The following is a 24,480-nucleotide window of genomic DNA, read 5'->3' as shown; positions in this document are numbered from 1 at the left end:
CGAGCGTCGACAAGGCGCACGCCGGACGGTGGCGCCACGAAAGGAGCACGGCAGTGGAAATTCAGGGAACCGCCGCACTGGTCACCGGCGCGGCCTCCGGTCTCGGCGCAGCCACCGCCCAGCGTCTCGCCGACGCCGGCGCGACCGTCTTCGGCCTCGACCTCGCGCAGTCCATCGAGCGCGTCGGCGACAAGGCGCCCGCCGGCGTCACCCTCATCGCCACCGACGTCACCAGCGCCGACGACGTGCAGGCCGCCGTCGATCAGATCGTCGCCTCGGGCCTGCCGCTGCGCCTCGTCGTCAACTGCGCCGGCGTCGGCTGGGCCGGCCGGGTGCTGTCGAAGAACGGCCCGCACGACCTCGAGCTGTTCCGCACCGTCATCACCGTGAACCTGCTCGGCACGTTCAACGTGCTGCGCCTGGCCGCCGACGCGATGTCCAAGACCGAGCCCGTCGACGAGTACGGCCAGCGCGGCGTCATCATCAACACGGCCTCCGTCGCCGCGTTCGAGGGCCAGATCGGCCAGATCGCCTACTCCGCCTCCAAGGGCGGCGTCCACGGCATGACCGTCCCCGCGGCCCGCGACCTGGCCCAGTACGGTATCCGGGTCAACACCATCGCCCCCGGCATCGTCGACACCCCGATGCTCGCCGGCGTCACCGACGAATACCGCAAGGGCCTCGAGGCGGGCGTGCCCTTCCCGTCCCGCCTCGCCCAGCCGTCCGAGTACGCCCAGCTCGTGCAGATGATCGCCGAGCACGACTACCTCAACGGCGAGACCATCCGCATGGACGGCGCGCTGCGCATGGCGCCGCGATAGGCGGCTCCGCCGCCGTGGTGTCCTTTCGGATCCGCCCGGATCCGATAGGACACCACGGCACACTGGTGCCATGCGCCTGGTGTGGCTCGTGGTCGCGGTCGTCGCGGTGCTCGCGTCGGCCCTGTGGTTCGGGCAGCGCCGGCTGATCTACCTGCCCGACAGGTCCCCGCCGCCACCGGCGCAGTCGCTGCTGCCCGGCGCCCGCGACGTGCTGCTGACCACCTCCGACGGGCTCGAACTCGGCGCCTGGTACGTCCCGCCCCGCGGCACGGCGCGGGGCTTCACGGTGCTGCTCGCCTCGGGCAACGGCGGCAACCGCGTCGACCGCGCGCCGCTGGCGTCGGCGCTCGCCGAGGCCGGCTTCGCCACTCTGCTCTTCGACTACCGCGGCTACGGCGGCAACCCCGGCCGCCCGAGCGAGGACGGCCTCGCCCGCGACGTGCGCGCCGCCCGGCAGTACCTCCTCGAGCACGAGAACGTCCGACCGGACCGGCTGCTCTACCTCGGGGAGAGCCTGGGCACCGGGGTGACGACGGGGCTCGCCGCCGAGCATCCGCCCGCGGGCATGCTGCTGCGCTCGCCGTTCGTCGATCTGCCCACCGTCGGCCGGCACCACTACCCGCTGCTGCCCACGGGGCTGATGTGGGACCGCTTCCCGGTCGCCGAGACCGTCGCGCGTCTCGACGTGCCGATCACCGTCGTCTACGGGACCGCGGACACGATCGTCCCGCCCGGGCAGAGCGAGGCCGTCGCCGGCGCCGCCCGCCGGCTCGTCGAGAAGGTGGCCCTGCCGGGCGCCGAGCACAACGATCCCGTGATGTTCGGCCCGCCGGTGGTCGACGCCCTGATCCGGCTCGCCGAGGCGGTGACGCCCCCGCAGGAGTGATCTACAGGTCGGAGATGTGCGGGATCTCGTGCACCGCACGCTCGCTCATCCACTCGCGGAGCACCTTCGTGGCGATCACGTCGTCCTCGTTGTACTCGAGCAGGCGACGTCGCTGCTGCGGGTCGGGGTCCCCGTCGTAGCCGACGGCCTCGCGGTACCAGCTCATCGACGCCTCCCCACCGGCCTCCTCGTCCCGCCAGCGGTGCCCGGCGATCGGCGCGATCTTCTTGAGTCCCTTGCCGTTCGGGCACACGAACTGATCGGTGACGACCTGGTAGATGTCCACCCACTGCGGCGAGTCGATGAACTCGCGCACCTCGTCCTCGGTCGGTACCCCCGGGAAACCGGCGAACCGGCGGGCCGAGCCGAGCAGCCACTTGTCCTCCGCGGTACGCGAATAGCAATAGGCGGCAAAGGTTTTCCCACTCGCGGCGGCGGCGGCCCGTTCCGCGGACAGCCACGTCCAGAACTCGGCGAAGGAGCGGGCCTCGTCATCGGTGGGCACCGGATCCCAGCTGACGAACGCCCGGTACGCGGAGATCCCGCCGACGTTGAGCAGCGTGCCCCACAGGTACGCGCCGTGCTCGTGGTAGCTCTCCATGTCGATGTCGATCTCGATGTCCGCACGCCGCACGTGCACGTGGTCGTGCCGCCGCACCAGCGGCGCACCCGCCAGCCACGCCTTGGCCACCACGACGGTGTCCTCGAACGAGCCCTGCGGCCAGGTCTCGGGCGGGTCCCCCTCCCAGCGGGCCAGCTGGTCGATCGTGTGCACGCCCAGCTCGCGCAGCACCGCCGCGCGCTGCCCCGGCGCGACCAGCGACACGTCGTGCGTCGCACTCAGCTGCTCACGGCACCGCGGCCACCACGGGCAGGTCTTGCACTCCCCGATCTGCAACGGTTCCGTCGGCGTCTCGCCCCGGGCGATCGCGAGCCGGTCGGCCAGCCGCGCGTCGTAGTCCTCGAGGACCGCACTCAGGTCGTGCACCAGGATGCAGTCCCCGCCGTACCCGATGGCGCCGCCGACCTGCGCCGGGCTGGCCAGACCGTGACGCTCGAGCATCCGGTACAGGTGGGCCACCCGCATCTGGTCGCGCACCTGGCTGCGCACCTTGCGGGTCTCGTCGACCACCGGCTCCCACGCGAACAGCCCCGACGTCGTCGCGCCCCGGCCCGGGTCGGTGACCTTGTGATTGACCACGATCACCGGGATGTAGCCGCCGCGCTCGACGTCGCGCAGCAGGATCTCGGCCCGGCCCCGCCGGCCCGAGTCCGGCTCCGACGGCAGGACCGCGCCCCAGATCCGGTTCGCGCCGCGACGGCATGCGTCGAGGGTGGCTTCGGCGCGCCGCCACGCCGGCCCCTCGGGGTCGATCCGCGCCCAGTCGCCGGGGTTCGCGTCGAACAGCCGCTGCCGCACGGCCTCGCGGTGGGTGGCCGCCGCCTCCTGCCGCTGCTTGGCTCCCGGGTGCTCCGGGGCCGCGGCCAACTCGTCCGGAAAGGCCGCGTCCAGATGGACCCGGTGCCGGCAGCGGGTCAGCGCGCTCGCCTCGATCAGGACCGGCGAGGTCCGTCTCTCGCTGGATACGTTCACAGTGAAGAACAGTATTCGTCCACCTAGGGTCAACCGGAAACCCCCGTCACGGATAGGCTGACCCGTGGCGCCGTGGGCGCCGTACACCGAATGGAGGGTCCTGTTCGATGGCGTTGTTCAAGAGGCGGAAGCGCCGCGCCACCCGCAAGGCGGAGGCGAAGGCTCTCAAGCACAAGGCGAGGCTCGAGGCCAAACTCAACGCGAAGAATCAGCGCAAGCGCGACAGCCGCCTGACGAAGGCCGAGATCAAGGCGGCCAAGGCCCAGCTCAAGGCCGACAAGGCGCTGATCGAATCGCAGACCCGGGTCGAGAAGCAGCAGCTCGCCACGCTCAAGGCCCAGGAGAAGGCCGCCGCCCAGAAGGGCTTCACCGCGGCGAAGGTGCGGCGCTACCTCGCCGTCGTGCGGCTGCTCGCGCCGGTGCTCGTGCCGCTGGTGTACCAGGGCGTGACCGCGCTGCGCGGTCAGCTCGACGCCGCGCGCGCCCAGCGCATGGGCGTCGCCGTCGACCAGCTCGGCGAATACACCGGTCACGGCGCGCACCTGAGCGCCCGCATCGCCGGGGCCGAGAAGTCGCTCGGCGAGATCCTCGAGCGCCATCCCAAGGACGCCGAGACCCAGAAGTTCGCCGACGCCATCCGGGGCCGGCTCTCCGACCTGACGGCCGCGGTGCACGCCGCCGAGCAGATGCCGGCACCGCGCCGCAAGGCCGCGCACGCCGGCATCTCGCGGGAGCTGGACGGCATCGAGGCCGACCTGCTCGCCCGCCTCGGCGTGCGCTGACACCAGCGTGACGCCCGGCTCGACCCTGCGCGGCGCCGCCGCGGGAGCGCTGACCGCCGCCCTGGCGGTCGCCGCGCACGGCGGCGCCGGCGGCGGCGTGCCCGGCAACGCGGCGGTGGCGTTGCTGCTCGCCGTCGCGGCCGGGGTCGGGCTCGTCGCCGCCCACCTCCGCGCGGTGCCCACCGCGGTGCTGCTCGCGGCCGGGCAGGGGGCGACGCACCTGGCGCTGGCCGCGGTCACGACCGGCCACCTGCACGCGTCGGCGCCGATGCTCGTCGCGCACACCGTCGCGGTCGTTGCGTGCGCGGCCCTGCTCGAGGCGGCGCAACGCCTGTACGGGCCGCTGACCCGGGCGGTGCGGGCGGCATGGACCGCCGCGCCCCCTCGCATCGAGGCAGCCCGGACGGTGCTGCCGGTCGAGGCGGGCCGGACCGTCGCGTCGGCCCGGCCGGCACCGTGCATCTCCCGGCGGGGGCCGCCCATCGCGGCGTGACCGCGACCCACCCCACCGGAGAGAGAAACCCATGAACATCCCGAACACCGTCGCCGCACGCCGGCGACAGACCCCACTCGTTCTCGCCCGGCTCGCCGGGCTCCTCGGCCTCGCCCGGCTCGCCGGGCTCCTCGGCGCGGTCGCGGCGGCATTGCTGTTCGCGGCCGGCCCGGCCGCCGCGCACTCGGTTGTCATCGCCAGCACACCCGCGCCGGGCGAGCAGATCGCGCAGGGCCCCGAGCGCGTGAGCCTGACCTTCAACGAGGCTCTGCAGGAGTCCTTCGCCGCGCTGACCGTCGTCGGCCCGGACGGCAACCTGTGGTCCAAGGGTGATCCCCTCGTCGAGGACGCCACGGTCTCCGTGGCCGTCGGCGATCTCGGCCCGGCCGGCGAGTACACCATCGCCTACCGCGTGACCTCGGCGGACGGCCATCCGGTCACCGGCACCCAGGTCTTCACCCTCACGCAGGACGGTCCGGGCGCACCCGGTGCGGCGGCCGCCGCCGGTGCCGCGGCGCCCGCGGCGGACAGCGACGAGGACAGCGGCCCGGCCGTGTGGGTCTTCGTCGTCGTGGGCGTCGCCGTCCTCGCCGGCGTGCTGTGGTTCGTGCTGCGCAAGCCGAAGAAGGCCTGACGCCGGTGGCGGGGCGTTGACGACGAGCGGCACCGGCACCGCCGCGCACCGGGCGTGGCTGCTCACCGCCGGCGTCGGCGCCACCGCGGGCGTCGCCGCCGGATGGCTGCTGGCGAACCCGGCCGCGTCGAGCTGGGTGCGGGCGCTGTCGCTGTGCGTCGGCGCGACGGTGCTCGGCCTGGCCACGCTCGGTGTCATGGTGCGCGACGAGCGGCGGCCCCCCGTCGCCCCCGGCGACGTCTGGCGTGTGATCGCCGGTCTCGGCGGGCTCTGGGTGCTGACGGAGGTCGTGCAGCTCGTGCTGCAGGCCGCGGACACCACGAACGTCCCCGTGTCGCGACTCGGGGTGTCGCGCTTCGCGGAGTACCTCGGCAGTGCGGGCGCCGGCCGGATCGGCGTGGCCGCGCTGCTGTGCGTGCTGGTGTGCACCCTCGTCGCCGCCCTCGCGTATCGCCGGTCGGCGGCGTGGCCCACGGTCCCGGTCCTCGTCGCCGCGGCGCTGGCGCTCATCGCCCGGCCGGTCACCGGCCACATGTCCCAGCAGGCCCTCGGATCGCTGCTCGACGCGGCGCACGCCCTGGCGGCGGCGCTGTGGTTCGGCACGCTCGTCGCGCTGGCCCTGACCGTCCGGTCCCGCGGCGCGTGGGCCCGGCTGCTCCCCCGGTACTCGGTGCTCGCGGTGCGATGCGTCGCCGTGCTCGCCGCGACGGGCGTCGTCGACGCGGCGGTACGGCTCGGCTCGGTCACGGCGCTCGTCGACACCGGATACGGCCGCATCGTGCTGGCCAAGACGCTGACCCTGACGGCACTGCTGGCGCTGGCGTGGTGGTGGCGGCGGACGTGGGTGCCGGCCGCGGCCGCGCACCGGGTCACCGCGGAGGCGTCGCTGCGCAACGCGGTACTCGAGGTCGCCGCGACGTCCGTCGCGTTCGGGCTCGCTGCGGCGCTGGCCACCAGCGCCTGAGCTGGCCCCGCGGCGTCCCGGCGTCTGGATTGCGGGAGTGTGACCGCGCACAATGGGAGGTGTCGAGAAGAGTGCGACGAAACGGACAGGCACAACGGACGGGACGGTTGCCGATGTCCGAAACCGGTGCTGTGACGACCCGCGTCCGGCCGCACCCGGGCCGCCAGTGATGACCACCCGGACCTCCGCACTGCGGGTGGGATCGGCGATGCCCGATCCGCCGTTCGAGTTCTACGAGCGTGGCGGGCCCGTGGGGTTCGACATCGACCTCACCCGGGCCCTCGCCGGGCACCTCGGGCTGCGGTGGGAATTCGTCCCGCACGAGGGCGACGACTTCGAGACGATCTTCGACGAGCTGGCGGCGGGGCGCTTCGACGTCGTCGCCTCCGGCACCACCGTCACCGAGCCGCGCCGCGAGCGGGCCTCGTTCTGCGCGCCGTACTTCGTGTCCGGGCAGTCCCTGGCGGTCGACACCGCCCGTCACCCCGCGGTGCAGGGGGTGGCAGACCTGGCGGGCCTGACCGTCGGGGTGCAGCAGGGGAACACCAGCGAACCGGTGGTGAAACGCCTTCTCGCCGAGGGACGGATCGGCGGGATCCGGGTGTACGCGTACCACGAGATCGACCGTGCCCTGGACGAGCTGTCGACCGGCGGGTGCGACGCCTTCATGAAGCTCGGTCCCGTCCTGACGTGGCTGACCCGCGACCGGACACACGTCGACGTCGTCGAGTACGACATCACCCGCGAGGAGATCGCCCTGGCGGTGCGCCTCGGCGATGCCGTGCTGCGCGCCGATCTCGAGGAGGCGCAGCGCGCCCTCACCGCGGACGGCACGCTCGGCGCGCTGGTTTCACGATGGCTCTCCCCCGCTCGGGGCGACGGCACGTCGTCCTCCTGACGCACCGCGAAGCGATGCCGGCCGGGTGCGGCGGACGAGCAGAGCGACCGCCAGCACCGCGACCCACAGCACGAACGCACCGAACATCACGCGTTCGACCGCGCCCATGCCGGGGGTCGGCTCGGCGGCGGCGACCGCCGGCACGTACCGGCCCGTCCATGCTCCGAACGCCAGGATCGTCGCGACCGTGACCGCCGAGTACACCCGGAACCAGGTTCCGAAGGCAGCGGCCGCGAACCCGATCATCGCGCACCACAGCGAGACCGTCACCGCGCTGAGAACCAGGTGCATGGTGTCGGCGAGCGGCATGGCGGCCCCGGCCTCGATGTCCTCACGTCCGGTCATCGGAAACGGCAGCCACAGGGGTCCCACGAATCCGTAGGCCACCAGGAGAACTCCCGCGATGCGCAGGGGGCGGACGCCGCGGCCCGTCCGCCACACGCCGATCCCGAAGGCGACGATCAGCACGTCGTACACGAATCCCACAGCGGTCAGGGGTGCCCGGGTCGGCGCACCGACCGACGTCAGCTCGCTGATCGCCTGATCGAACCGGCTGTAACCGTCGTAGAGCACAGCCGCGAGTATCTCGTGCGCAACCACGTACAACAGCGACGACACGACCCCGCAGGCGAGCAGCACCGTCGACGCCGTGCTCGGACGGTGCGACCCGTCGCGCCGGGCCTGGGATGTGTGCGGAGCAGGGGTGGACACCGTCGACCTCCCCGGACGCCGACTCGGCGGTGCGGGCGCCCGATGGGTCCAGCATGATCCGGCCGGGGAGGCGACGCCAGAGACCTTCGGCCCCGATCCCCGCGGAATGTGAGCTATCCGTCGCCCGTATCCCCCGCCACGGCCGGTGCAGCATGCCACGCTGACGCACCGAGCCACGGACGCGCCGGGGCGGAAGGGACGAGGGTGTATCGGAAGATCGAACTGCGGGGCCGGCAGGGCTTCGAGGCGATGGCCTCCGATGCCGGGAGCCGCACCGAGCTGTTCGTCCCCGACGTGACGCAGTTCCGGTTCCGGATGGAGATCTGCAACGTCGGGGCGATCAGTGTCGGCCGGGTGCAGATGTCACCGCATCGTGCTCTGGCCGGCGTCGTCGAGGACGGCGAGGTCGCGAACCTGTTCCTGATGCTCACCGGCGAGCGGATGGTCGACCACGGCACCACCCGGGTACACGTCAAGAGCGGCCGGATCGTCCTGCAGGTCGGGTGGAATCGATACGAGGCCGCGGATGCGGACGGCTCGGACCTGCTCCTGGTGCGCATTCCCCGCCACCGGCTCGAAGAACGCGGACTCGATCTCGAGGAGACGGCCGTGACGTTCGGGCCGGCCAAGCCCACCCTGTCGACGCACGCGCTCAACGCAGTGGGAATGGCCATGCTCCGCGAACGCGGTCGTCACAACACCACCGCGGCCCCGCGCGGCGTGGAGAACGCCCTGATCGAGCTCGTGGTGGGGCTGCACCACGAATCGCTCGGCTACGGCGCCGATTCCGGCGAACTGTGCGGCAGCGCGTACACCCGCGCCCTCACCCTCGTCCGGGCCCATCACAGCGACCCGATGCTGACTCCGACCGTGATCGCGGAGCGGCTGCAGATGTCCTTGCGGAGCCTGCAGCGCGCCTTCGCGGCCCACGACACCACGGTCGCGTCCCAGATCCGGCGACTGCGCGCGCACCGCGCCGCCGTGCTCCTCCAGGAACCCGCCTATGCCCGCACCACGGTCGCCGAGATCGCGGCGATCGCCGGTTTCGCGTCCAGCGCCGAGCTGCGTCGCGCCCTTCGCGCGGTGCGCGGCGTGAGCCCGAGTGAGCTGCGACCGCACTGAGCTCGACCACACCGGGCTCGACCGCACCGGGCTGCGACCACGCTGGGCCTCGACCCGCACCCCGGAACGATCGTGGTGCATTTCGCGTCACCACGGTGCATTCTGCGCCGCCGTGTTCCGGTGCCCGGCGAAGACCGTGTACCTGTTTGCGTCCGGGTGTCCTTTCCGTCCGTTTCCCGGGCACCTCCGAACCGTGAAAGGCGTGTGCGTGATGCTGGATTCGTTGTGGGACCTGTTGTGGTACACCCTGGTCGTCTTCGCGTTCGTCGCGTACCTGCTGATCCTGTTCCAGGTGCTGACGGACCTGTTCCGTGACCGTTCCACGTCCGCCGTGGTCAAGGTCGTGTGGATCATCTTCCTGGTCGTCCTCCCGTACCTGACCGCCTTCGTCTACCTGCTGGTGCGGGGCCGCGGCATGTCCGAGCGGCACGCGGCCGCCCACGAGGCGGCCCAGCACGCGGCCGACGACTACATCCGCAAGGTGGCCGGACGATCCCCGGCGGCCGAGATCGCCGAGGCCCAGGCACTGCTCGAGGCCGGGACGATCACCGGCGACGAGTTCGACCGGCTCAAGGCCAAGGCCCTGCGCTGACTACCACCGCTGACGTCGAGCCCGGCCGGGTGGTCACGCCGCGCGCTCGGCTGCTCGGCTACGGGCGCCGGTTCCACCCGATCGGTCTGGGCTTCGCGCTGGTGTTCTTCGTCTGGTCGATGACGCCGTCGTTGCTGCCGCGGGTGTGGTATCTGCAGGGCGTGGCGTCGGGGCTGAGCCTGGTGACCGGCTACGGGATCGGCTGCCTGCTCGCCTGGGTGGTCCGGCGCTGCGGCGTCGATCCGCAGTGGTCGGAGCGGACCCGCCGGGTCGGCTGGTGGATTCTGGCCGGGGCGGCGCTGGTGCTGGTGCCGGTGTTCCTCGTGCTGGGGTCGTGGTGGCAGCAGATCATCCGGGACCTGGTGGGGGTGCCGCGGGCCCAGCGCTCGTTCTATCTGCTGGTGCTGCTGATCGCCCTGGTCGTCGCGCTGGCGCTGCTGGCGATCGGCCGGGGCCTGCGTGCGGGCACGAACCGGTTGACCCGGCTGGGCCGGCGGTACGTGCCCGGGCCCGTCGCCCGGCTCGGGGCGGTGACCCTCGTGGTGCTCCTGAGCGTGTTCGTGCTCGACGGCGCCGTCCACCGGGGTGTGCTGGGCGTGGCGGAACGCTCGTCCGAGGTGGCCGATCAGGGCACCGCACCGGGTGTGGTGCAGCCCGGGCTGCCGGAACGGTCCGGATCGCCGGCCTCGAACGAGGCGTGGGACACCCTGGGCCGGGAGGGCCGCACCTTCGTCGCGGGCGGGCCGAGCGCCGAGCAGATCGAGACCGTCACCGGGGCGCCGGCGCGCACCCCGATCCGGGTCTATGCCGGCCGCGAATCCGCCGACACGGTCGAGGGCATCGCGGACCGGGTCGTCGCCGAGCTCGAGCGCACCGACGCATTCGACCGCCGGGTGCTGGCGGTGGTGACCACCACCGGCCGCGGCTGGGTCAACGCGAACGTCGCCGGGGCCTTCGAATACGTCGCCGGCGGGGATTCGGCGATCGCGGCCATGCAGTACTCGTTCCTGCCCAGCGCGTTGTCGTTCGTCGCCGACCGGGAGACGCCCCGGCTGGCGGGGCGGGCGCTGTTCGAGGCGGTGTATGCGGCGTGGTCGGCGCGGCCCGAGCCGGATCGGCCGACGCTGGTGGTGTTCGGCGAGAGCCTGGGCTCGTACGGCGGTCAGGCGGCGTTCGCGTCGGGGCCGGACCTGGTCGCCCGGACCGACGGGGCGCTGCTGGTGGGTACTCCGAACTTCGCGCAGCCGTGGGGGGAGATCACCGCGGACCGCGACCCGGGGTCGCTCGAGCGGCTGCCGGTGGTCGACGCCGGCCGCCACATCCGGTTCGCGTCCCGCCCGGACGACGCGGACCTGCCCGGGCCGTGGCAGTTTCCGCGGGTGGTGTTCTGGCAGCACGCGAGCGATCCGATCACCTGGTGGTCGTTCGAGCTGTTGCTGCGGGAGCCGGACTGGTTGCGGGAGCCGCTCGGCCCGGATGTGGATCCGGGCATGCGGTGGCTGCCGTTCGTCACGTTCTGGCAGGTCACGCTCGACATGGTGTTCTCCGCCGACGTCCCGTCCGGGTTCGGCCACGCGTACGGGCCGGAGGCCGCGCAGTTGTGGGCGGACATCCTCGCCCCCGACGGCTGGGACGACGCGGCCACCCACCGGGTGCAGAACGCCCTCGCCGGGACGGCGTCCGACGACTGAACCGCTGTGGGTACCGAACCGCTGTGGGTACCGAACAGCTGTAGGTATTGGACATCTGTAGGTACTACAGCACCCCGGCGGCCACCCGCAGATCGGCGACCAGCCCGGCGAGGGCCTCGTCCCGCTGCTCCGCCGGTCCGCGCAGGATCGCCGACGGGTGGATCGTGGCGACGACGGCCGGAGCGGACGGAATCTGCACCTCCCCGTCGACGTGCAGGATCTCCCCCCGGTGCGCGGTCACCCGGAACGACGGGCCGAGCAGCGACTGGGCCGCGGTGGCGCCGAGGCACACGAGCACCTCGGGTCGCACCGCCTGCAGCTCGGCGACCAGCCAAGGCCGGCACGCGACGATCTCGCCGCGTGCCGGTTTCTTGTGGATGCGACGCCCGCCGGCGGCGGCCCGCTCGAACTTGAAGTGCTTGACCGCGTTGGTCACGTAGACCTCGCCGCGGTCGATCCCCGCCTCCTCGAGGGCCCGGTCGAGCAGCCGCCCGGCCGGGCCGACGAACGGCTCCCCGGCCCGGTCCTCCTGATCGCCGGGCCGGCGCCGAACACGGTGCGTTCGGCGTTCCGGTACAGCTCGCATCCGCGGCAGCCGCCCGCCGCGGCGGCGAGCTCGGCCAGGTCGGTGGTCTCCGGCACGAACTCCTCGGCTCCCGGTTGCCTGCTCACCGCCACCTCCCTTCGGTGACGGACGGGTACCCACCGGCGCTCAGGACATGCGCAGCCGCGACACCCAGGCCCGTGTGTCGGCGGGATCGATGACGTCGTCGAGTTCGAAGATCGTCGCGGCCTGCAGGGCCTTGCCGTGCTGGTAGGCGGCGGCGACGAGCTGCGCGAACAGCTCGTCGCGCGCGGCCCGGTCGGGTGCGGCCTCGAGTTCCTTGCGGAAGCCGAGCCGCACCGCGCCCTCGAGCCCCATCCCGCCGATCTCGCCGGTGGGCCACGCCACGGTGAACTCGGGTGCGTGGAAGGACCCGCCGGCCATGGCCATGGCGCCGAGGCCGTAACCCTTGCGCAGGATGATCGTGCCGAACGGGACGGTCAGGCGCGCACCGGCGACGAACAGCCGGCCGAACCGGCGCACCGTGGCCTCCTTCTCCGACTCGGGTCCGACCATGAATCCCGGTGTGTCGCAGAGGCTCACGACGGGCAGGCGGTGCGCCTGGCACAGCTCGAGGAAGTCGGCGGCCTTGTCCGCGGCCTCGGCGTCGATCGCGCCGCCGAGGTGGTGGCTGCTGTTGGCGAGCACCCCGTACGCCGCGCCCTCGACGCGGACGAGGGCGGTGACGATGCCGACACCGTAGTCGCCGCGCAGTTCGAGCACGGAACCGACGTCGGCGATCGCATCGATCGCCGCGCGCACGTCGTAGGCGCGCAACCGGTTCTCGGGAACGACGTGGCGCGCCAGCCGCGGGTCCGGGGCCGCCCACTCGCCGGCGGCGGCGGTGAAGTAGCCGAGGTACTGCCGGGCCAGTTCGACGGCGTGCGCCTCGTCGCGTGCGGCGAGGTGCACGACGCCGTTGCGGCGCTGCACGTCGATCGGGCCGATGTCCTCGGGCCGGTACACGCCGAGCCCGCCGCCCTCGATCATCGCGGGCCCGCCCATGCCGATGTTGGTGTCGGGAGTGGCGATCAGCACGTCGCACACGCCGGCGAGGGCTGCGTTGCCGGCGAAGCACCGCCCGGAGACCACCGCGACGGTGGGGACGCGCCCGCGCAGGGCGGCCATCGCGCGGAACGTCGACAGCTCCAGGCCCTGTCCGGGTCCGGCGTCGACGTCCCCGGGCCGTCCGCCGCCGCCCTCGGCGAACAACACGAGCGGCACCTCGCGGCGGGCGGCGAGGGCGAGCAGCCGGTCGGTCTTGCTGTGGTTGCGCATGCCCTGTGTGCCGGCGAGGACGGTGTAGTCGTAGGAGAGCACCACCGATTCGGCACCGTCGATGCGGGCGAGACCGCCGACGAGCCCGTCGGCGGGGGTGTTGGCGATCAGGTCCTCCTCGCTGCGCCGGCTGCGCTGCGCGGCGAGCACGAGCGGCCCGTACTCGACGAAGGTGCCGTCGTCGACGAGGTCGGCGATGTTCTCCCGCGCGGTGCGACGGCCCGTCCGGTGCCGCTTGGCGACCGCGTCGGGCCGGGCGGCGTCGAGGGTGCGGGCGTGCCGGTCCCGGATCTCGGTGAGGTCGTCGCGCACGGCGTCGAGGTCCCGCTCACCCCCGTCGCCGGTGGCCGCGTCGCCGGACCCGGCGCGCACCACGGCGAGCACCTCCCCCGGCTGCACGGTCTGCCCCGGCCGCACCAGCAGGCGCACCACGGTCGCCGATCCGGAGGCGGACACCACGTGCTGCATCTTCATCGCCTCGAGCACCGCGACGGGTGCGCCCGGCGCGAGCGCGTCGCCGTCGGCGGCGGTCTCGACGACGGTGCCGACCATGTCGGCGCGCACCGCCTCCTCCCCCGCGTGCAGTTCCGGCGCGACGGCCGGTGCGCCGTCGGGGCCGGCGACGGCGAGGTCGGCGATCCGTTCGTCCAGCCACGACGTGTGCACGTCGGATGCCGCGAAGTCCTTGTCGCGCAGGATGTTCTGCAGAAACTCGGCATTGGTGGCGACGCCCTCGACGAGCAGGTCGCCGAGCGCCGCGTCCGTCTTGCGCAGCGCCGCCGCGAAGTCGTCGATGCGGGTGTGGGTGATCACCTTGGCCAGCAGCGAGTCGTAGCGCGGGCTGGTCGTCAGCCCGGGACGGCCGTAGGTGTCGACGCGGACGCCCGGCCCGGTGGGCGGCGTGAACACGGTGAGCGTGCCGGAGGCGGGTACGGCCCGGCCGTCGGGGCGCATCGTCTCGGTGTTGACGCGAGCCTGGACGGCGATGCCCCTCGCGGCGGCGGGCTCGCCGCGCACGCCGGCGCCGTCGGCGGTGACGCCGCCGGGCAGGCCGAGTTCGTCGAACCGGGCACCGCGGGCGATCGCGATCTGCGTCGCGGCCAGGTCGACGCCGGTGACCTCCTCGGTGACCGTGTGCTCCACCTGGATCCGGGGGTTCACCTCGAGGAACACCGCGTCGTCGCCGGCGACGAGGAACTCGACGGTGGCCAGACCCCGATAGCCCACCGATGCGCACAGCCGCGCCGCGGCCTCGTGCAGCGCGCGGCGCACCGTCGCGCCGAGCCGTTGCGCCGGAGCGATTTCCACGAGCTTCTGGTGGCGTCGCTGCACGCTGCAGTCCCGGTCACCGAGCGCGAGAGCCCGCACCCCGCCCGCGCCGTCGGGGGCCGCGACGACCTGCACCTCGATGTGCCGGGCCCGAGCGCACAGGGCCTCGGCGAACAGCGCGCCGTTGCCGAAACCCAACTCCGCCTCGGCCGTACACGCGCGGAAGGCGTCGTCGAGGTCCGCGGCGTCGCGCACGATCCGCATGCCGCGGCCGCCCCCGCCGGCGAGCGCCTTCAGGACGATGCCGCCGGGGTGGGCGGCGAGGAAGTCGCGGGCCGCGCCGGCCGTGACGCCCCCGTCGGTGGCGGGCAGCACGGGCACCTGTGCGGCGACGGCGGTGCGGCGGGCGGCGGCCTTGTCGCCGAAGATCCGCAGCACCTGCGGCTTGGGGCCGACGAACGTCACCCCGGCCGCGGCGCACGCTTCGGCGAATTCGGCGCTCTCGCTGAGGAATCCGTATCCGGGGTGAACGAGGGTGCAGCCGGTCTCGGCGGCGGCGCGCAGCAGCGCCTGCCCGTCGAGGTAGGCGGCCGGTCCGGCACCGGTCAACGCGACGGCGCGGGTGGCGGCGGCGACGTGCGGGCTGTCCGCGTCGTCCTCGGCATACACGGCGACGGTGTCGAGGCCGAGTTCGGTGGCGGAACGGATGACCCGCAGGGCGATCTCGCCGCGGTTGGCTACGAGCAGCATGGGTGTCGGGGGTCCTGTCGGTCGGGGCCGGTCAGCGGAAGCCGATGAGCCGTTCGGACATCGCGATCATGTCGTCGATGTAGGACTGCTGTTCCTGTCTCGGGGCGCCGAGCAGACGCAGGGCGCCGGCGCGTTGCGCGTCGGCGAGGGTGCGGGCGATGCGTTCGGGTGGCGCGCACGGGAGCACCTCGCCGGTGGCGTTGATGCGCTCGACGAACCGCACGTAGCGGCCCACGAGGCGTTCGCGCACGCTCTCCCACTCGGCGCCGACCTCCTCGTCGAGGCGGGCGCGGTGTTCGATCAGCTCGAGGATGCGGCCGTTGACGTAGACGGACTCGATGAAGGCGCGGGTGGTGGTGCGCAGCACCCGGCGCAGGTCGTCCACCGCCCGCCCCTCCATGTGCTGGGCGTCGAGGAACTGCCGGCACACGAGGGTGGCGAGCGCGCGGAACACCTCCTCCTTGGAGGAGAAGTACGCGTAGAAGGTGGCGCGGGAGACGTCGGCGCGGCCGGTGATCACCGCGACGGTGGTGCGCTCGTAGCCGAGTTCGCCGAAGCAGTCGCGGGCGGTCTCGAGCAGGGCCTGCCGGCGCGGGCCGTCGCTGTCGCGCCGGGCGGACCGGGCCCGTTCCTGGGCTTCGCTCGTCGTCACCCGCACAGCATGCGTTGACGTTGACGTCAATGTCAACGGCGGACGCCGCGCTCGTGTCGCTCCACGCCGCCGGGCGGGCGCGGGCTCAGGACCCGCTGCGGCCCTCGGGGTGGGACGGGGACGATCCGGGCGAGCTCACCGGCCGGGGCCAGGGGCGCCCCGCCAGACGCTCGATGTCGGTGTTGAACCGTTCGAGCCAGCGGGCGAACTCGGCGACCTCGGCGGGATCCCAGTCGACCAGCACCCGCTCGAGCCCGGCGACGGAGCGGGCGCGTTCGTCGTCGAGGCGACGGACACCCTCCGCGGTGATGCGGAACTTGCGCGCGACGCCCCCCTCGGGGTCGGGGATGCGCTCGGCGAGAGCTGCGCCGGCCGCATCCGCTCGTGGACCTGCGGGCCACCGCCCGGCCCCAGGTGCTGCCGACCAACGCCGCCTCGGTCGTGGTGGGGTTCGGGATGTACGCGCAGTCGCTCATCGTGCCGCAGCTGCTGCAGCTGCCCGCCGAGACCGGCTACGGCCTGGGCCAGTCGATGCCGGCCATGGGACTGTGGATGGCACCGGGCGGCCTGGTGATGATGGCCGTCTCACCGATCGGCGGAAAATTGTCCGCGACCCGCGGCCCGAAGGTCACCCTGTTGATCGGATGCCTGGTCATCGCCGCCGGCTACGGGTGTCCCTGCTGCTCATGGGCTCGACGTGGGGCTTGATGCTCGTCGTCTGCATCGGCAGCGCCGGTGTCGGCTTCGCCTACGGGGCCATGCCCGCGCTGATCATGGGTGCGGTGCCGCAGTCCGCCACGGCGTCGGCGAACAGCGTCAACTCCCTGATGCGCGCAGTGGGCACCTCGGTGTCGGCGGCGGTGGTCGGCGTGGTCCTGTCGCAGATGAGCGTGCCGGTCGGCGGCTACAGCCTGCCGACCGAGGGCGGGTTCCGCACCGGGATGCTCATCGGCTGCGGTGTCGCCCCCGTCGCCGCCGCCGTCACCCTCGCCATCCCCGTCGCCCGGCGGCCGAGCCTCGAACCGGTGCGCGAGCCCGCCGCGGCCCGGGTGTGAGCCGACCCGGTTTACGCAACACGGGTGTTCTCGAAATGCACCGCACACCAACGAAATCCGCTCGGCCACTACCCTGTTCGCACACCCGCCGCACCACTACCATGGTCTGCATCCCATAGTGGACAACCGTCCTCCGGAAGGATCGATCATGACCACGATGGAAATGCCGCACGTCACCGAGTGCAGCGTCGGCACCTGCTCCTACAACCACGACGGCTGCCACGCCTACGCCATCAACGTCGCCGGGCACAACGGCAGCGCCGACTGCGAGACGTTCATCCCGCTGTCGACCAAGGGCGGCCTGGACACCGTCACCAGCAGCATGGTCGGCGCCTGCCAGCGCGCCGACTGCGTGCACAACCAGGATCTCGAGTGCACCGCGAGCGAGATCCGCGTGGGCGGCACCGGCAGCGGAGAGCACGCGGCCAACTGCCTGACCTACAGAGCCCGGTAGGTTCCGCCGACCTCACCGCCGCGGCCGCATCAACGTGCGCACCGCGTCCGTCAACGCGGCCGCCGACAGCTCGGGACTGATCGCGCGCTGCAGGCCCAGGCCGATGCCGAGCCCGAGCAGCATGGCCGACGCCTGCCCGGGATCCATCGTGGGCGTGACGTCGTACCGGTCGGCGAGCGAGCGGATCAGCTCGGCGATGAGCGTGCGCACCCCTTCGGCACCCGCCGCGATGCGGGACCGGATCTCCTCGTTGTGCCGGGAGCGCACCGAGAACTCGATCTCGAGCAGGGTCCAGCGCCGGTCGCCGATGGTGCGCTCGGCCCACACCCCGAACGCGGTCACCACGTCGTCGAGCGTCGCACCGGCCGCGAGCGTCGCGGCGATCTCGCCCATGCGCTCGGCCCGGATCCGATCGAGCACCGCGAAGCACAACTCGTCCTTGTTGCGGAAGTTGGAGTACACCGCACCCTTGGAATAACCGGCGTCCTCGGCGATCTGGTCGAGGGACGCCGCGGCGTAGCCGCGCTCGAGGAAGTGCTCGGCCGCCGTGGCGAGCAGATCCTCACGGGTGCGTGCCTGGGTCTCCTGGCGGGTCGGTCGTGCCACGACTCGACGGTACCGGAGCGGCCGAAGTTCGGATACTGTGGTTATCCGGATACCGACGGTATTCGAATGGGGATCACGGGAGACGAGGGGACGACGCGATGGACGAATACCGGGTGGTGGTGATCGGCGCCGGGATCTCCGGCATCGGCGCGGCGATCGCGCTGCGACGGCGCGGGATCACCGACTTCGTCGTCCTCGAGAAGGCCGGGACCCTCGGCGGCACGTGGCGCGCCAACACGTACCCCGGATGCGCCTGCGACGTGCCCTCGCTGCTGTACTCGTACTCCTTCGCCCGGAACCGGGACTGGAGCCGAATCTTCGCCGGGCAGAACGAGATTCGCGACTACATCGAGCACACCGCCGACGCCCGCGGCGTGAGGTCCCACGTCCGGTTCGGGATCGAGATGCTGCGCGCGGACTGGGACCCGATCGACGCGCGCTGGACCCTCGAGACCACCGGCGGGACCGTGCGGGCGCGGTTCCTCGTCGCCGCCGCGGGACCGTGGAACGAACCGCTCGTACCCGACATCCCCGGTCTGTCGCAGTTCCCCGGCGAGGTGTTCCACTCGGCGCGCTGGAACCACGACTACGACCTGCGCGGCAAGCGCGTGGCCGTCGTCGGCACCGGAGCCTCGGCCGTCCAGTTCGTCCCCGAGATCGCGCCGGACGTCGCGCGGCTGCACCTGTACCAGCGGACGGCGCAGTGGGTGCTGCCCAAGCCCGACCGCCGGCTGTCGGGGTTCGAGCGCCGGCTGCTCGCCCGCGTCCCGGGCGCGCGACGACTGGTCGAGGCGACCGAGTACGCGCTCATGGAGGCCCTCGGCCTCGGCTTCCGGCACCCGTGGCTCATGCGGCAACTGCAGTGGATCGGCCGCGCCCAGCTGCGGGCGCAGGTCCGCGACCCGCGGCTGCGCCGCGCCCTGACCCCCGACTACACCCTGGGCTGCAAGCGGCTGCTCATGTCGAACACCTACTACCCCGCCCTCACCCGCCCCCACGTCGAGGTCCACCCGAGCGCGGTGCGCGAGATCCGCGGCTCCACCGTGATCGCCCAGGACGGCAGCGAAGCCGAGGTCGACGCCGTCGTCTTCGGCACCGGCTTCCACATCCTCGACATGCCGATCGCCGGCCGGATGTTCGACGGACAGGGACGCAGCCTCGACGAGCACTGGCAGGGCAGCCCGCAGGCGTTCCTGGGGTCGTCCGTCGCGGGCTTTCCCAACGCGTTCGTCCTGCTCGGCCCCAGCCTCGGCACCGGTCACACGTCGGCGTTCCTCATCCTCGAAGCCCAGCTCGAGCACGTCGCGACCGCGATCGACACGGCGGTGCGCCGCGGCTGGCGCACCCTCGAGGTGCGGCGCGACGTCCAGGACGCCTTCAACGACGAGGTCCAGGCCGCCCTGCCGGGCACGGTCTACAACTCCGGCGGATGCCGCAGCTACTTCTTCGACGCCAACGGCCGCAACAGCTTCAACTGGCCGTGGTCGTCGGCCGCGCTCCGTCGCCGGGTGTCGGCGTTCGACCCGGGCGTCTACGCCGTCACGCGCGACGACGAACCCGTGCCCGCCGGGTGATCCGTGTCCGCCGGTGATCCGTGCGCCCGGCGGTCCTCGGTGCCCGGATGGCCGGCGTACCGTCGGGGCATGGCCCGCAGGTCCGCCACCCGCCGCCGTCCGCCCCCGTCGGACGGCTACCTGTACGAACCCAGCGAGCGGCGGGTCCGCGGAACCTGGGCCGGTCACACCGTGGTCGACACCATCCGCGCGCTGCTCGTGTGGCCGCCCGGCCATCCCGTCCCCTTCTACCTGTTCCCCCGCGACGACGTGCGCACCGATCTCCTCGCGCCCGCCCCGGCACCGGGCGACAGGAACGACGTCGCGCGGTGGTTCGACCTGACCGACGACGAGACCCGGGCGCCCGCCGCGGCGTTCGTGCTCGACGTCGCGGGACTCGAGGAGTACATCGGCTTCGAATGGTTCGGCCGCCGGGGAGCGGGCATCGAAAACTGGTACGAGGAGGACACGGAGATCTTCGTTCATCCCCGCGACCCGCACCACCGGGTCGATGCGCTGCCCAGCAGCCGGCACGTGCAGGTGTCCATCGCCGGCACGGTCGTCGCCGAGACCCGGAACCCGGTGCTGCTGTTCGAGACCCACCTGCCCGTGCGGTACTACATCCCGCCCGCCGACGTCGACTTCTCGGTACTCGAGGAGACGGAACTGCACACGTCGTGCCCCTACAAGGGCACGGCCCGGTACTGGAGCTTCACCGGAACGCCGCGGGCCGAGAACGTCGCCTGGTCGTACCCGGATCCCCTCCCCGCCGTCGCACCGATCGCCGGCCACGTCGCGTTCTACAACGAGGCGGTGGACCTCGTCGTCGACGGCGTTCCCGTCGCGCGTCCGGGCGGCTGACCGCGCCGGCTCACCGCTCGAGCCGGATCCACGGGCCGCCGTCCCCCGCGGCCCGCAACCGAGTGCCGAAGATCGCCGACGACTCCTCGAGCGCCGCGCGCAGCCAGCGCTCCTGCGACTGCGTGACGTGTTCGAGCCGCATCCGCCGCGCCCGCACCGGCATCATCCGCAACTCCCGCAGCTCCCGCGAGTCCGCGTCGAACGAGACGACATACAGCAGGCGCAACTCGTCGCGGAAGCGCTCGTAGCCGCCGATGCCCTCGTAGTCGTTGATCAGGTCGCCGCACCCGTACAGCACCGGCTTGCCGCGGTAGACCTCCAGCGGCCGCGGGTGATGGGACGAATGCCCGTGCACCACATCGACGCCGCCGTCGATCAGACGGTGCGCGAACCGCACGTGCTCGTCCGGCACCGCGTAGCCCCAGTTGGATCCCCAGTGCACCGACACCACCACCACATCGCCGGCCGCGCGGTCGGCGTCGATCCGGGCGAGCAGCCCGTCGGCTCCCGCCTCCGACACCTCCGGCAACAGCGCCACCCCGGGCCGCGTCGCCGTCGCGGCCCACCACGGGGCGATCCCGCTCGACACCGCACCGACCGACCACACCCGCACCCGGCCCGCCCCGACCGGGACCGTCGCCGGCCGCCACGCCAGCCGATCGTCGCCGCCCGCGCCGGCGAGCCGCAGTCCCGCCGCCGTGAGGACCTCGACGGTCTCGCGCAGACCACGGACGCCGAAGTCGAGCACGTGATTGTTGGCCAGGGTGCACACGTCGACCCGTGCGACGGTGACCACCTCGACGTTCGCCGGATTCATCCGGTAGTGGATGCCCTTCTCCGGCGCGTAGTCCCGCGACGTGGTCACGGACGTCTCGAGGTTGACGATCCGAACGTCCGGGGCGCACTCGTCGAGCACGGACAGCGCGATACCCCACGGCCAGTCGTATCCCGCGGGCCGCGGAATCGCGCCGCTGCGGGTCTCGGCGAGTTCGACGTAGTCCCGGGCGTCCTTCACGTAGGACTCCCGCAGCGTGGGACCTCCGGGGTGCAGGAGGATCTGGTCCACACCCCGGCCGGTCATCACGTCTCCGGCGAGGAAGAGCGTCACCGTGCCCGGCACACCTGCGACAGTAACCCCCGGCACCCGGATCCGTCGCGCGTCCGCGGGCACAGGTCAGCCCGACGCGTAGCTCGGCTGCTCGGTGACGTCGCCGAGCACGACCAGCGTCGCGAGGGTGTTCTCCCACCGGATCCGGACGGCGCCGACCGTCGCCTGCACGACGGTCCCGTCCGGGCGGCCGAACTCGCACAGTTGCCCGGTCCGGTCGTGCAGCGAGCGGACGGTGACGGAACCGTCGGGCCACGTGCCGCCGGTGAAGATCTCGTGCAGCGCCCGGTTCTCCACGTCCCGGGCGTCGACGCCGAGCAGCGCCGCAAAGGTGGGATTGGCGTAGGCGATGGCGCCGCCGTCGCGCACGGCGATGATGGGGACGGGCAGCAGATCGAGGACGGCGGGCAGGGGCAGCGGCGCCAACCGATCCGGCAGGTGCGCCCAGGTCGCGGCCTTGGCCCGATACAGATCCATGTCGGCGTCGTGGTAGAGGTCCATGGGGTCGCTGACGACGCCCGCCGCGACCCCGAAGCTGACCGGCACGGGATTCGCGCGGACCATGTCCTCGAGCACCGCGCGCCCCTCCTCTTCGTCCGTGTCCGGGAGCACGACGAGGAATTCGTCGCCGCCGAGACGCGCCAGGATCCCGCCGCGCGGCACCTGCTGCGCCCACGCCCCGGCGGCGTCGCGGAGCAGTGCGTCACCCGCGGGATGCCCGTGCTCGTCGTTGAACGCCTTGAATCCGTCGACGTCGAGCAGGCCCAGGCAGACCCGGGTGCCGCGGTCGCGCGGCCGCGAGCGCAGTTCGAGGTCGAGACCCGCGCGGTTGCGCAGGCCGGTGAGCGGATCGCGGGTCGCCGCGTTCACCAGCAGCCGTCCCACGGCCCCGAAGATCGCCCCGGACCCGAGCAGGGCGGCGGCGACGATCACGTAACCGACCCACAGCAGGCGCGTCGGGGCGACGGCCGCGGCGCCGAGGGTCGCCGCGGTGAGCGCCCCGATCCACAGGACGGCCTGCCGCGGTGGCCAGAACGCCGAGAGATACATCGACAGGAACATCGATCCCATGACGCTGATGAGGATGCGGGAGGGATCGACGTGGAACGCGATCACCGCGGGCATCGCGACGACCGCGCACGCGGTGGCGGCGACGATGGGGGTGCGTCCCGGACGCCGTGGCGCCCACCGCAGGATCCCCAGCCCGGCGATGCCCAGCGCCAGCGCCGAGGCCATGCCGGCGAAGCTACCGGATCGGGCGATGGCCGGATCGAGCAGGGCTGCAACGATTCCTACCGCGACGAGCCCGGTGCTGACTGCCAGGTACCACACGAGCAGACGGCGCCGCTGGACCCGGAGGTTCTCCGTCGCACCGTGCAGCACCTGGCGATCGCCCACAGCCGGATTATCGCGTTCGTCGCACCGCGTGTTTCCGGCTCTGCGAAATGCCGGCCGTCACCGGCCCGGCAGCCACTGCATCGCCTTGACGAAGGGCGGCATCACCTTCGACCACAGCTTCGGCGGAACCCCACGGGGCCCACCGAGATTCATCACCCGGGTCGTCGCGATCGTCTGCGGCTCGGTGTACTTGATCAGGCCCTCGGCGCCGTGCCGGCGGCCCATACCCGAGATGCCCATGCCGCCCATCGGCGCGTCGGTGCTGCCCCACGCCGGCGCGTAGCCCTCGTCGACGTTGACGGTGCCCGCCCGCACCCGCGCCGCGATGGCCTCGCCCTGCGCCTTGGTGCCCGCCCACACGCTGGCATTGAGCCCGTACTCGGTGTCGTTGGCGCGACGGATCGCCTCCTCGACGTTGTCCACCGGGTACACCGACACGAGCGGACCGAACGTCTCCTCCCGGTAGCACTCGGCGTCCTCGGGGACGTCGGTGAGCACCGTCGGCTCGTAGAACAGGGGGCCGAGATCGGGCCGGGCCCGGCCGCCGGCAACGACGGTGGCGCCCTTGGCGACGGCGTCGTCGACGTGCCCGGAGACGGCCTTGACCTGGGTCTCGTTGACCATGCTGCCCATTTCGACGCCGTACTCGTAACCCGGCCCGAGGGTCATGTTCCGCACCCGCTCGCCGAGCATGCGGAGGAACTCGGGGGCGACGGACTTCTCCACGTAGATCCGTTCGATGGAGATGCACAGCTGCCCGGAGTTGGAGAAGCACGCCCGCACGGCCGCGTCGGTGACCTCACGCAGGTTCGCGCCGGCGGTGACGATCATCGGGTTCTTGCCGCCGAGTTCGGCGGAGAAGCCGATGAGGCGGCGGCCCGCCTGCTCGGCGAGGAGGCTGCCGGTCTGCGAGGAGCCGGTGAACATGAGGTAGTCGGCGTTCTCGACGAGGGCGGTGCCCACGACGGAGCCGGGCCCGGGCACCACGGCGAACAGGTCGCGCGGCAGGCCGGCCCGATAGAGCAGTTCGACGACGGCCAGCGCACAGTAGGGGGTCTGGCTGTCGGGCTTGAGGACGACGGCGTTACCGGCGAGCAGGGCGGCGATCGCGTCGGAGACGGCGAGGGTCATCGGGTAGTTCCACGGTGCGATGACCCCGACGACGCCCTTCGGGTGGTAGCGCACGGTGGTCTTCGTCAGGCCGGGAAGCATGCCCGTGGCGCGGCGGGGACGCAGCAGCCGGGGCGCGGTGCGCGCGTAGTAGCGCGCGGTGAGGGCGATGTCGAGGACCTCCTCCTGCGCCGACGCGCGGGCCTTGCCGGTCTCGGCCTGGGCCATGTCCATCAGTTCTTCGCGGTGGGCCAGCACCAGGTCGTGGTAGCGGTGGAAGATCTCGGCGCGTTGCTCGACGGAGCGGCGGGCCCAGTCGACCTGCGCGACGCGGGCCCGCTCGAGGGCGGCCCTGGCGTCGTCGGCGGTGCCGATGGGAACCGTCGCGAGTTCACGACCGGTGAAAGCCTCCACGACCGAGCGGGTGGGACGGCTCGCTGCGTCCGGGATGGCGATGAGCTCGGCCAACCGTGCGAAGGTGGCGGCGCTGGGAGCAGGCATGTCATACCCCTACTGGTGAGTAGTTCTTGCAGTTACACCAACCTACCGCGCAGCGTGGTGCTTGTCACAGAGCGGGCTGTTCGCCGCCCGGCA

At 72.6% G+C, this 24,480-nt stretch carries 22 protein-coding genes and 2 pseudogenes; 14 read left to right on the top strand and 10 right to left on the bottom strand.

The window, feature by feature from the left end; genetic code table 11:
* Positions 1-53: 53 nt before the first annotated feature.
* Together HFP48_RS00875 and HFP48_RS00870 are read left to right on the top strand one after the other, a co-directional pair.
* Entirely contained in the window at positions 54-821 is a 768-nt protein-coding gene (locus HFP48_RS00875; protein ID WP_006944673.1) for an SDR family NAD(P)-dependent oxidoreductase, read from the top strand.
* Between the two features lie 70 nt (positions 822-891).
* On the top strand, positions 892-1,707 hold the full coding sequence (locus HFP48_RS00870; protein WP_006944677.1) for an alpha/beta hydrolase: 816 nt from the start codon (positions 892-894) through the stop codon (positions 1,705-1,707).
* Position 1,708: 1 nt separating this feature from the next.
* On the opposite strand, the gene HFP48_RS00865 is transcribed toward HFP48_RS00870, so the two are convergent.
* Positions 1,709-3,301, bottom strand: a complete 1,593-nt coding sequence (locus tag HFP48_RS00865) for a TM0106 family RecB-like putative nuclease (protein ID WP_029546929.1) — start codon at positions 3,299-3,301, stop codon at positions 1,709-1,711.
* Between the two features lie 107 nt (positions 3,302-3,408).
* Between HFP48_RS00865 and HFP48_RS00860 the strand changes: the two genes are divergently transcribed.
* The 5 genes from HFP48_RS00860 (at position 3,409) to HFP48_RS00840 (ending at position 7,072) form a co-directional block, all read left to right on the top strand.
* Positions 3,409-4,083: a DUF6474 family protein gene (locus tag HFP48_RS00860; RefSeq protein WP_006944681.1), complete on the top strand. Its 675-nt coding sequence runs from the start codon at positions 3,409-3,411 to the stop codon at positions 4,081-4,083.
* A 7-nt stretch (positions 4,084-4,090) separates the two neighbouring features.
* Complete coding sequence (locus HFP48_RS00855) at positions 4,091-4,576, top strand: hypothetical protein (protein ID WP_168578872.1); 486 nt, start codon at positions 4,091-4,093, stop codon at positions 4,574-4,576.
* 31 nt (positions 4,577-4,607) lie between these two features.
* Complete coding sequence (locus tag HFP48_RS00850) at positions 4,608-5,210, top strand: copper resistance CopC family protein (protein ID WP_029546927.1); 603 nt, start codon at positions 4,608-4,610, stop codon at positions 5,208-5,210.
* Between the two features lie 16 nt (positions 5,211-5,226).
* Complete coding sequence (locus HFP48_RS00845) at positions 5,227-6,174, top strand: CopD family protein (protein ID WP_065923224.1); 948 nt, start codon at positions 5,227-5,229, stop codon at positions 6,172-6,174.
* 169 nt (positions 6,175-6,343) lie between these two features.
* Complete coding sequence (locus HFP48_RS00840) at positions 6,344-7,072, top strand: ABC transporter substrate-binding protein (RefSeq protein WP_065923225.1); 729 nt, start codon at positions 6,344-6,346, stop codon at positions 7,070-7,072.
* Here the strand turns inward: HFP48_RS00840 and HFP48_RS00835 are convergent.
* A complete protein-coding gene (locus HFP48_RS00835) occupies positions 7,025-7,783 on the bottom strand; it encodes a DUF998 domain-containing protein (protein WP_246872496.1) in 759 nt (252 codons plus the stop codon). The two genes, HFP48_RS00840 and HFP48_RS00835, sit on opposite strands and share 48 nt — an antisense overlap.
* A 204-nt stretch (positions 7,784-7,987) precedes the next feature.
* Here HFP48_RS00835 and HFP48_RS00830 point away from each other — a divergent pair, with 204 nt between their 5' ends.
* The 3 genes from HFP48_RS00830 to HFP48_RS00820 all read left to right on the top strand — a co-directional run bounded on the left by HFP48_RS00830 (position 7,988) and on the right by HFP48_RS00820 (position 11,188).
* Positions 7,988-8,905, top strand: a complete 918-nt coding sequence (locus HFP48_RS00830) for a helix-turn-helix transcriptional regulator (RefSeq protein ID WP_161995342.1) — start codon at positions 7,988-7,990, stop codon at positions 8,903-8,905.
* Between the two features lie 211 nt (positions 8,906-9,116).
* Positions 9,117-9,497, top strand: coding sequence for a PLDc N-terminal domain-containing protein (locus HFP48_RS00825; protein WP_029546925.1), 381 nt, complete (start codon positions 9,117-9,119; stop codon positions 9,495-9,497).
* 29 nt (positions 9,498-9,526) lie between these two features.
* Entirely contained in the window at positions 9,527-11,188 is a 1,662-nt protein-coding gene (locus HFP48_RS00820) for an alpha/beta-hydrolase family protein (RefSeq protein ID WP_198163347.1), read from the top strand.
* Positions 11,189-11,252: 64 nt separating this feature from the next.
* On the opposite strand, the pseudogene HFP48_RS00815 reads toward HFP48_RS00820, so the two are convergent.
* The 4 genes and pseudogenes from HFP48_RS00815 to HFP48_RS31395 form a co-directional block, all read right to left on the bottom strand.
* A pseudogene (locus tag HFP48_RS00815) lies at positions 11,253-11,866 on the bottom strand (UdgX family uracil-DNA binding protein).
* Positions 11,867-11,900: 34 nt separating this feature from the next.
* Positions 11,901-15,089: a carboxyl transferase domain-containing protein gene (locus tag HFP48_RS00810; RefSeq protein WP_168578871.1), complete on the bottom strand. Its 3,189-nt coding sequence runs from the start codon at positions 15,087-15,089 to the stop codon at positions 11,901-11,903.
* Positions 15,090-15,120: 31 nt separating this feature from the next.
* Entirely contained in the window at positions 15,121-15,747 is a 627-nt protein-coding gene (locus HFP48_RS00805) for a TetR/AcrR family transcriptional regulator (protein ID WP_161995345.1), read from the bottom strand.
* A gap of 79 nt (positions 15,748-15,826) precedes the next feature.
* A complete protein-coding gene (locus tag HFP48_RS31395) occupies positions 15,827-15,985 on the bottom strand; it encodes a hypothetical protein (RefSeq protein ID WP_238406244.1) in 159 nt (52 codons plus the stop codon).
* Between the two features lie 116 nt (positions 15,986-16,101).
* Between HFP48_RS31395 and HFP48_RS00795 the strand changes: the two are divergent.
* Positions 16,102-16,796, top strand: a pseudogene (locus HFP48_RS00795) (MFS transporter); the annotation flags it as partial.
* A gap of 148 nt (positions 16,797-16,944) precedes the next feature.
* Positions 16,945-17,250, top strand: a complete 306-nt coding sequence (locus HFP48_RS00790; RefSeq protein WP_006935328.1) for a DUF1540 domain-containing protein — start codon at positions 16,945-16,947, stop codon at positions 17,248-17,250.
* A 12-nt stretch (positions 17,251-17,262) separates the two neighbouring features.
* On the opposite strand, the gene HFP48_RS00785 is transcribed toward HFP48_RS00790, so the two are convergent.
* Positions 17,263-17,856: a TetR/AcrR family transcriptional regulator gene (locus HFP48_RS00785; protein WP_065923230.1), complete on the bottom strand. Its 594-nt coding sequence runs from the start codon at positions 17,854-17,856 to the stop codon at positions 17,263-17,265.
* 98 nt (positions 17,857-17,954) lie between these two features.
* Here HFP48_RS00785 and HFP48_RS00780 point away from each other — a divergent pair, with 98 nt between their 5' ends.
* The gene (locus tag HFP48_RS00780) at positions 17,955-19,430 is read left to right on the top strand and encodes an NAD(P)/FAD-dependent oxidoreductase (protein WP_065923231.1); all 1,476 of its coding nucleotides are present in this window, start codon (positions 17,955-17,957) and stop codon (positions 19,428-19,430) included.
* A gap of 69 nt (positions 19,431-19,499) precedes the next feature.
* Positions 19,500-20,270: a DUF427 domain-containing protein gene (locus HFP48_RS00775; RefSeq protein WP_029546918.1), complete on the top strand. Its 771-nt coding sequence runs from the start codon at positions 19,500-19,502 to the stop codon at positions 20,268-20,270.
* A gap of 10 nt (positions 20,271-20,280) precedes the next feature.
* Here HFP48_RS00775 and HFP48_RS00770 read toward each other — a convergent pair whose 3' ends face one another.
* From HFP48_RS00770 to HFP48_RS00760, 3 genes are read right to left on the bottom strand one after another with little or no spacing between them, the layout of a single operon-like run.
* Positions 20,281-21,390, bottom strand: coding sequence for a CapA family protein (locus HFP48_RS00770; protein WP_029546917.1), 1,110 nt, complete (start codon positions 21,388-21,390; stop codon positions 20,281-20,283).
* A 54-nt stretch (positions 21,391-21,444) separates the two neighbouring features.
* Positions 21,445-22,776, bottom strand: a complete 1,332-nt coding sequence (locus HFP48_RS00765; protein ID WP_006935339.1) for a diguanylate cyclase — start codon at positions 22,774-22,776, stop codon at positions 21,445-21,447.
* 57 nt (positions 22,777-22,833) lie between these two features.
* Positions 22,834-24,387, bottom strand: coding sequence for a succinic semialdehyde dehydrogenase (locus HFP48_RS00760; RefSeq protein ID WP_029546915.1), 1,554 nt, complete (start codon positions 24,385-24,387; stop codon positions 22,834-22,836).
* Positions 24,388-24,480 lie beyond the last annotated feature (93 nt).

Source organism: Rhodococcus sp. DMU1, from assembly GCF_012272955.1.
GTDB lineage: Bacteria > Actinomycetota > Actinomycetes > Mycobacteriales > Mycobacteriaceae > Rhodococcus > Rhodococcus aetherivorans.
The sequence above is the reverse complement of the archived record's forward strand: the minus strand, read 5'-3'. Positions and strand labels throughout refer to the sequence as shown.

Excerpts from the sequence above, each read along its gene's own strand:
- HFP48_RS00870 (WP_006944677.1), top strand. The coding sequence starts at position 892 with ATGCGCCTGGTGTGGCTCGTGGTCGCGGTCGTCGCGGTGCTCGCGTCG.
- HFP48_RS00860 (WP_006944681.1), top strand. The coding sequence starts at position 3,409 with ATGGCGTTGTTCAAGAGGCGGAAGCGCCGCGCCACCCGCAAGGCGGAG.
- HFP48_RS00850 (WP_029546927.1), top strand. The coding sequence starts at position 4,608 with ATGAACATCCCGAACACCGTCGCCGCACGCCGGCGACAGACCCCACTC.
- HFP48_RS00840 (WP_065923225.1), top strand. The coding sequence starts at position 6,344 with ATGACCACCCGGACCTCCGCACTGCGGGTGGGATCGGCGATGCCCGAT.
- HFP48_RS00825 (WP_029546925.1), top strand. The coding sequence starts at position 9,117 with ATGCTGGATTCGTTGTGGGACCTGTTGTGGTACACCCTGGTCGTCTTC.
- HFP48_RS00810 (WP_168578871.1), bottom strand. The coding sequence starts at position 15,089 with ATGCTGCTCGTAGCCAACCGCGGCGAGATCGCCCTGCGGGTCATCCGT.
- HFP48_RS00790 (WP_006935328.1), top strand. The coding sequence starts at position 16,945 with ATGACCACGATGGAAATGCCGCACGTCACCGAGTGCAGCGTCGGCACC.
- HFP48_RS00780 (WP_065923231.1), top strand. The coding sequence starts at position 17,955 with ATGGACGAATACCGGGTGGTGGTGATCGGCGCCGGGATCTCCGGCATC.
- HFP48_RS00775 (WP_029546918.1), top strand. The coding sequence starts at position 19,500 with ATGGCCCGCAGGTCCGCCACCCGCCGCCGTCCGCCCCCGTCGGACGGC.
- HFP48_RS00760 (WP_029546915.1), bottom strand. The coding sequence starts at position 24,387 with ATGCCTGCTCCCAGCGCCGCCACCTTCGCACGGTTGGCCGAGCTCATC.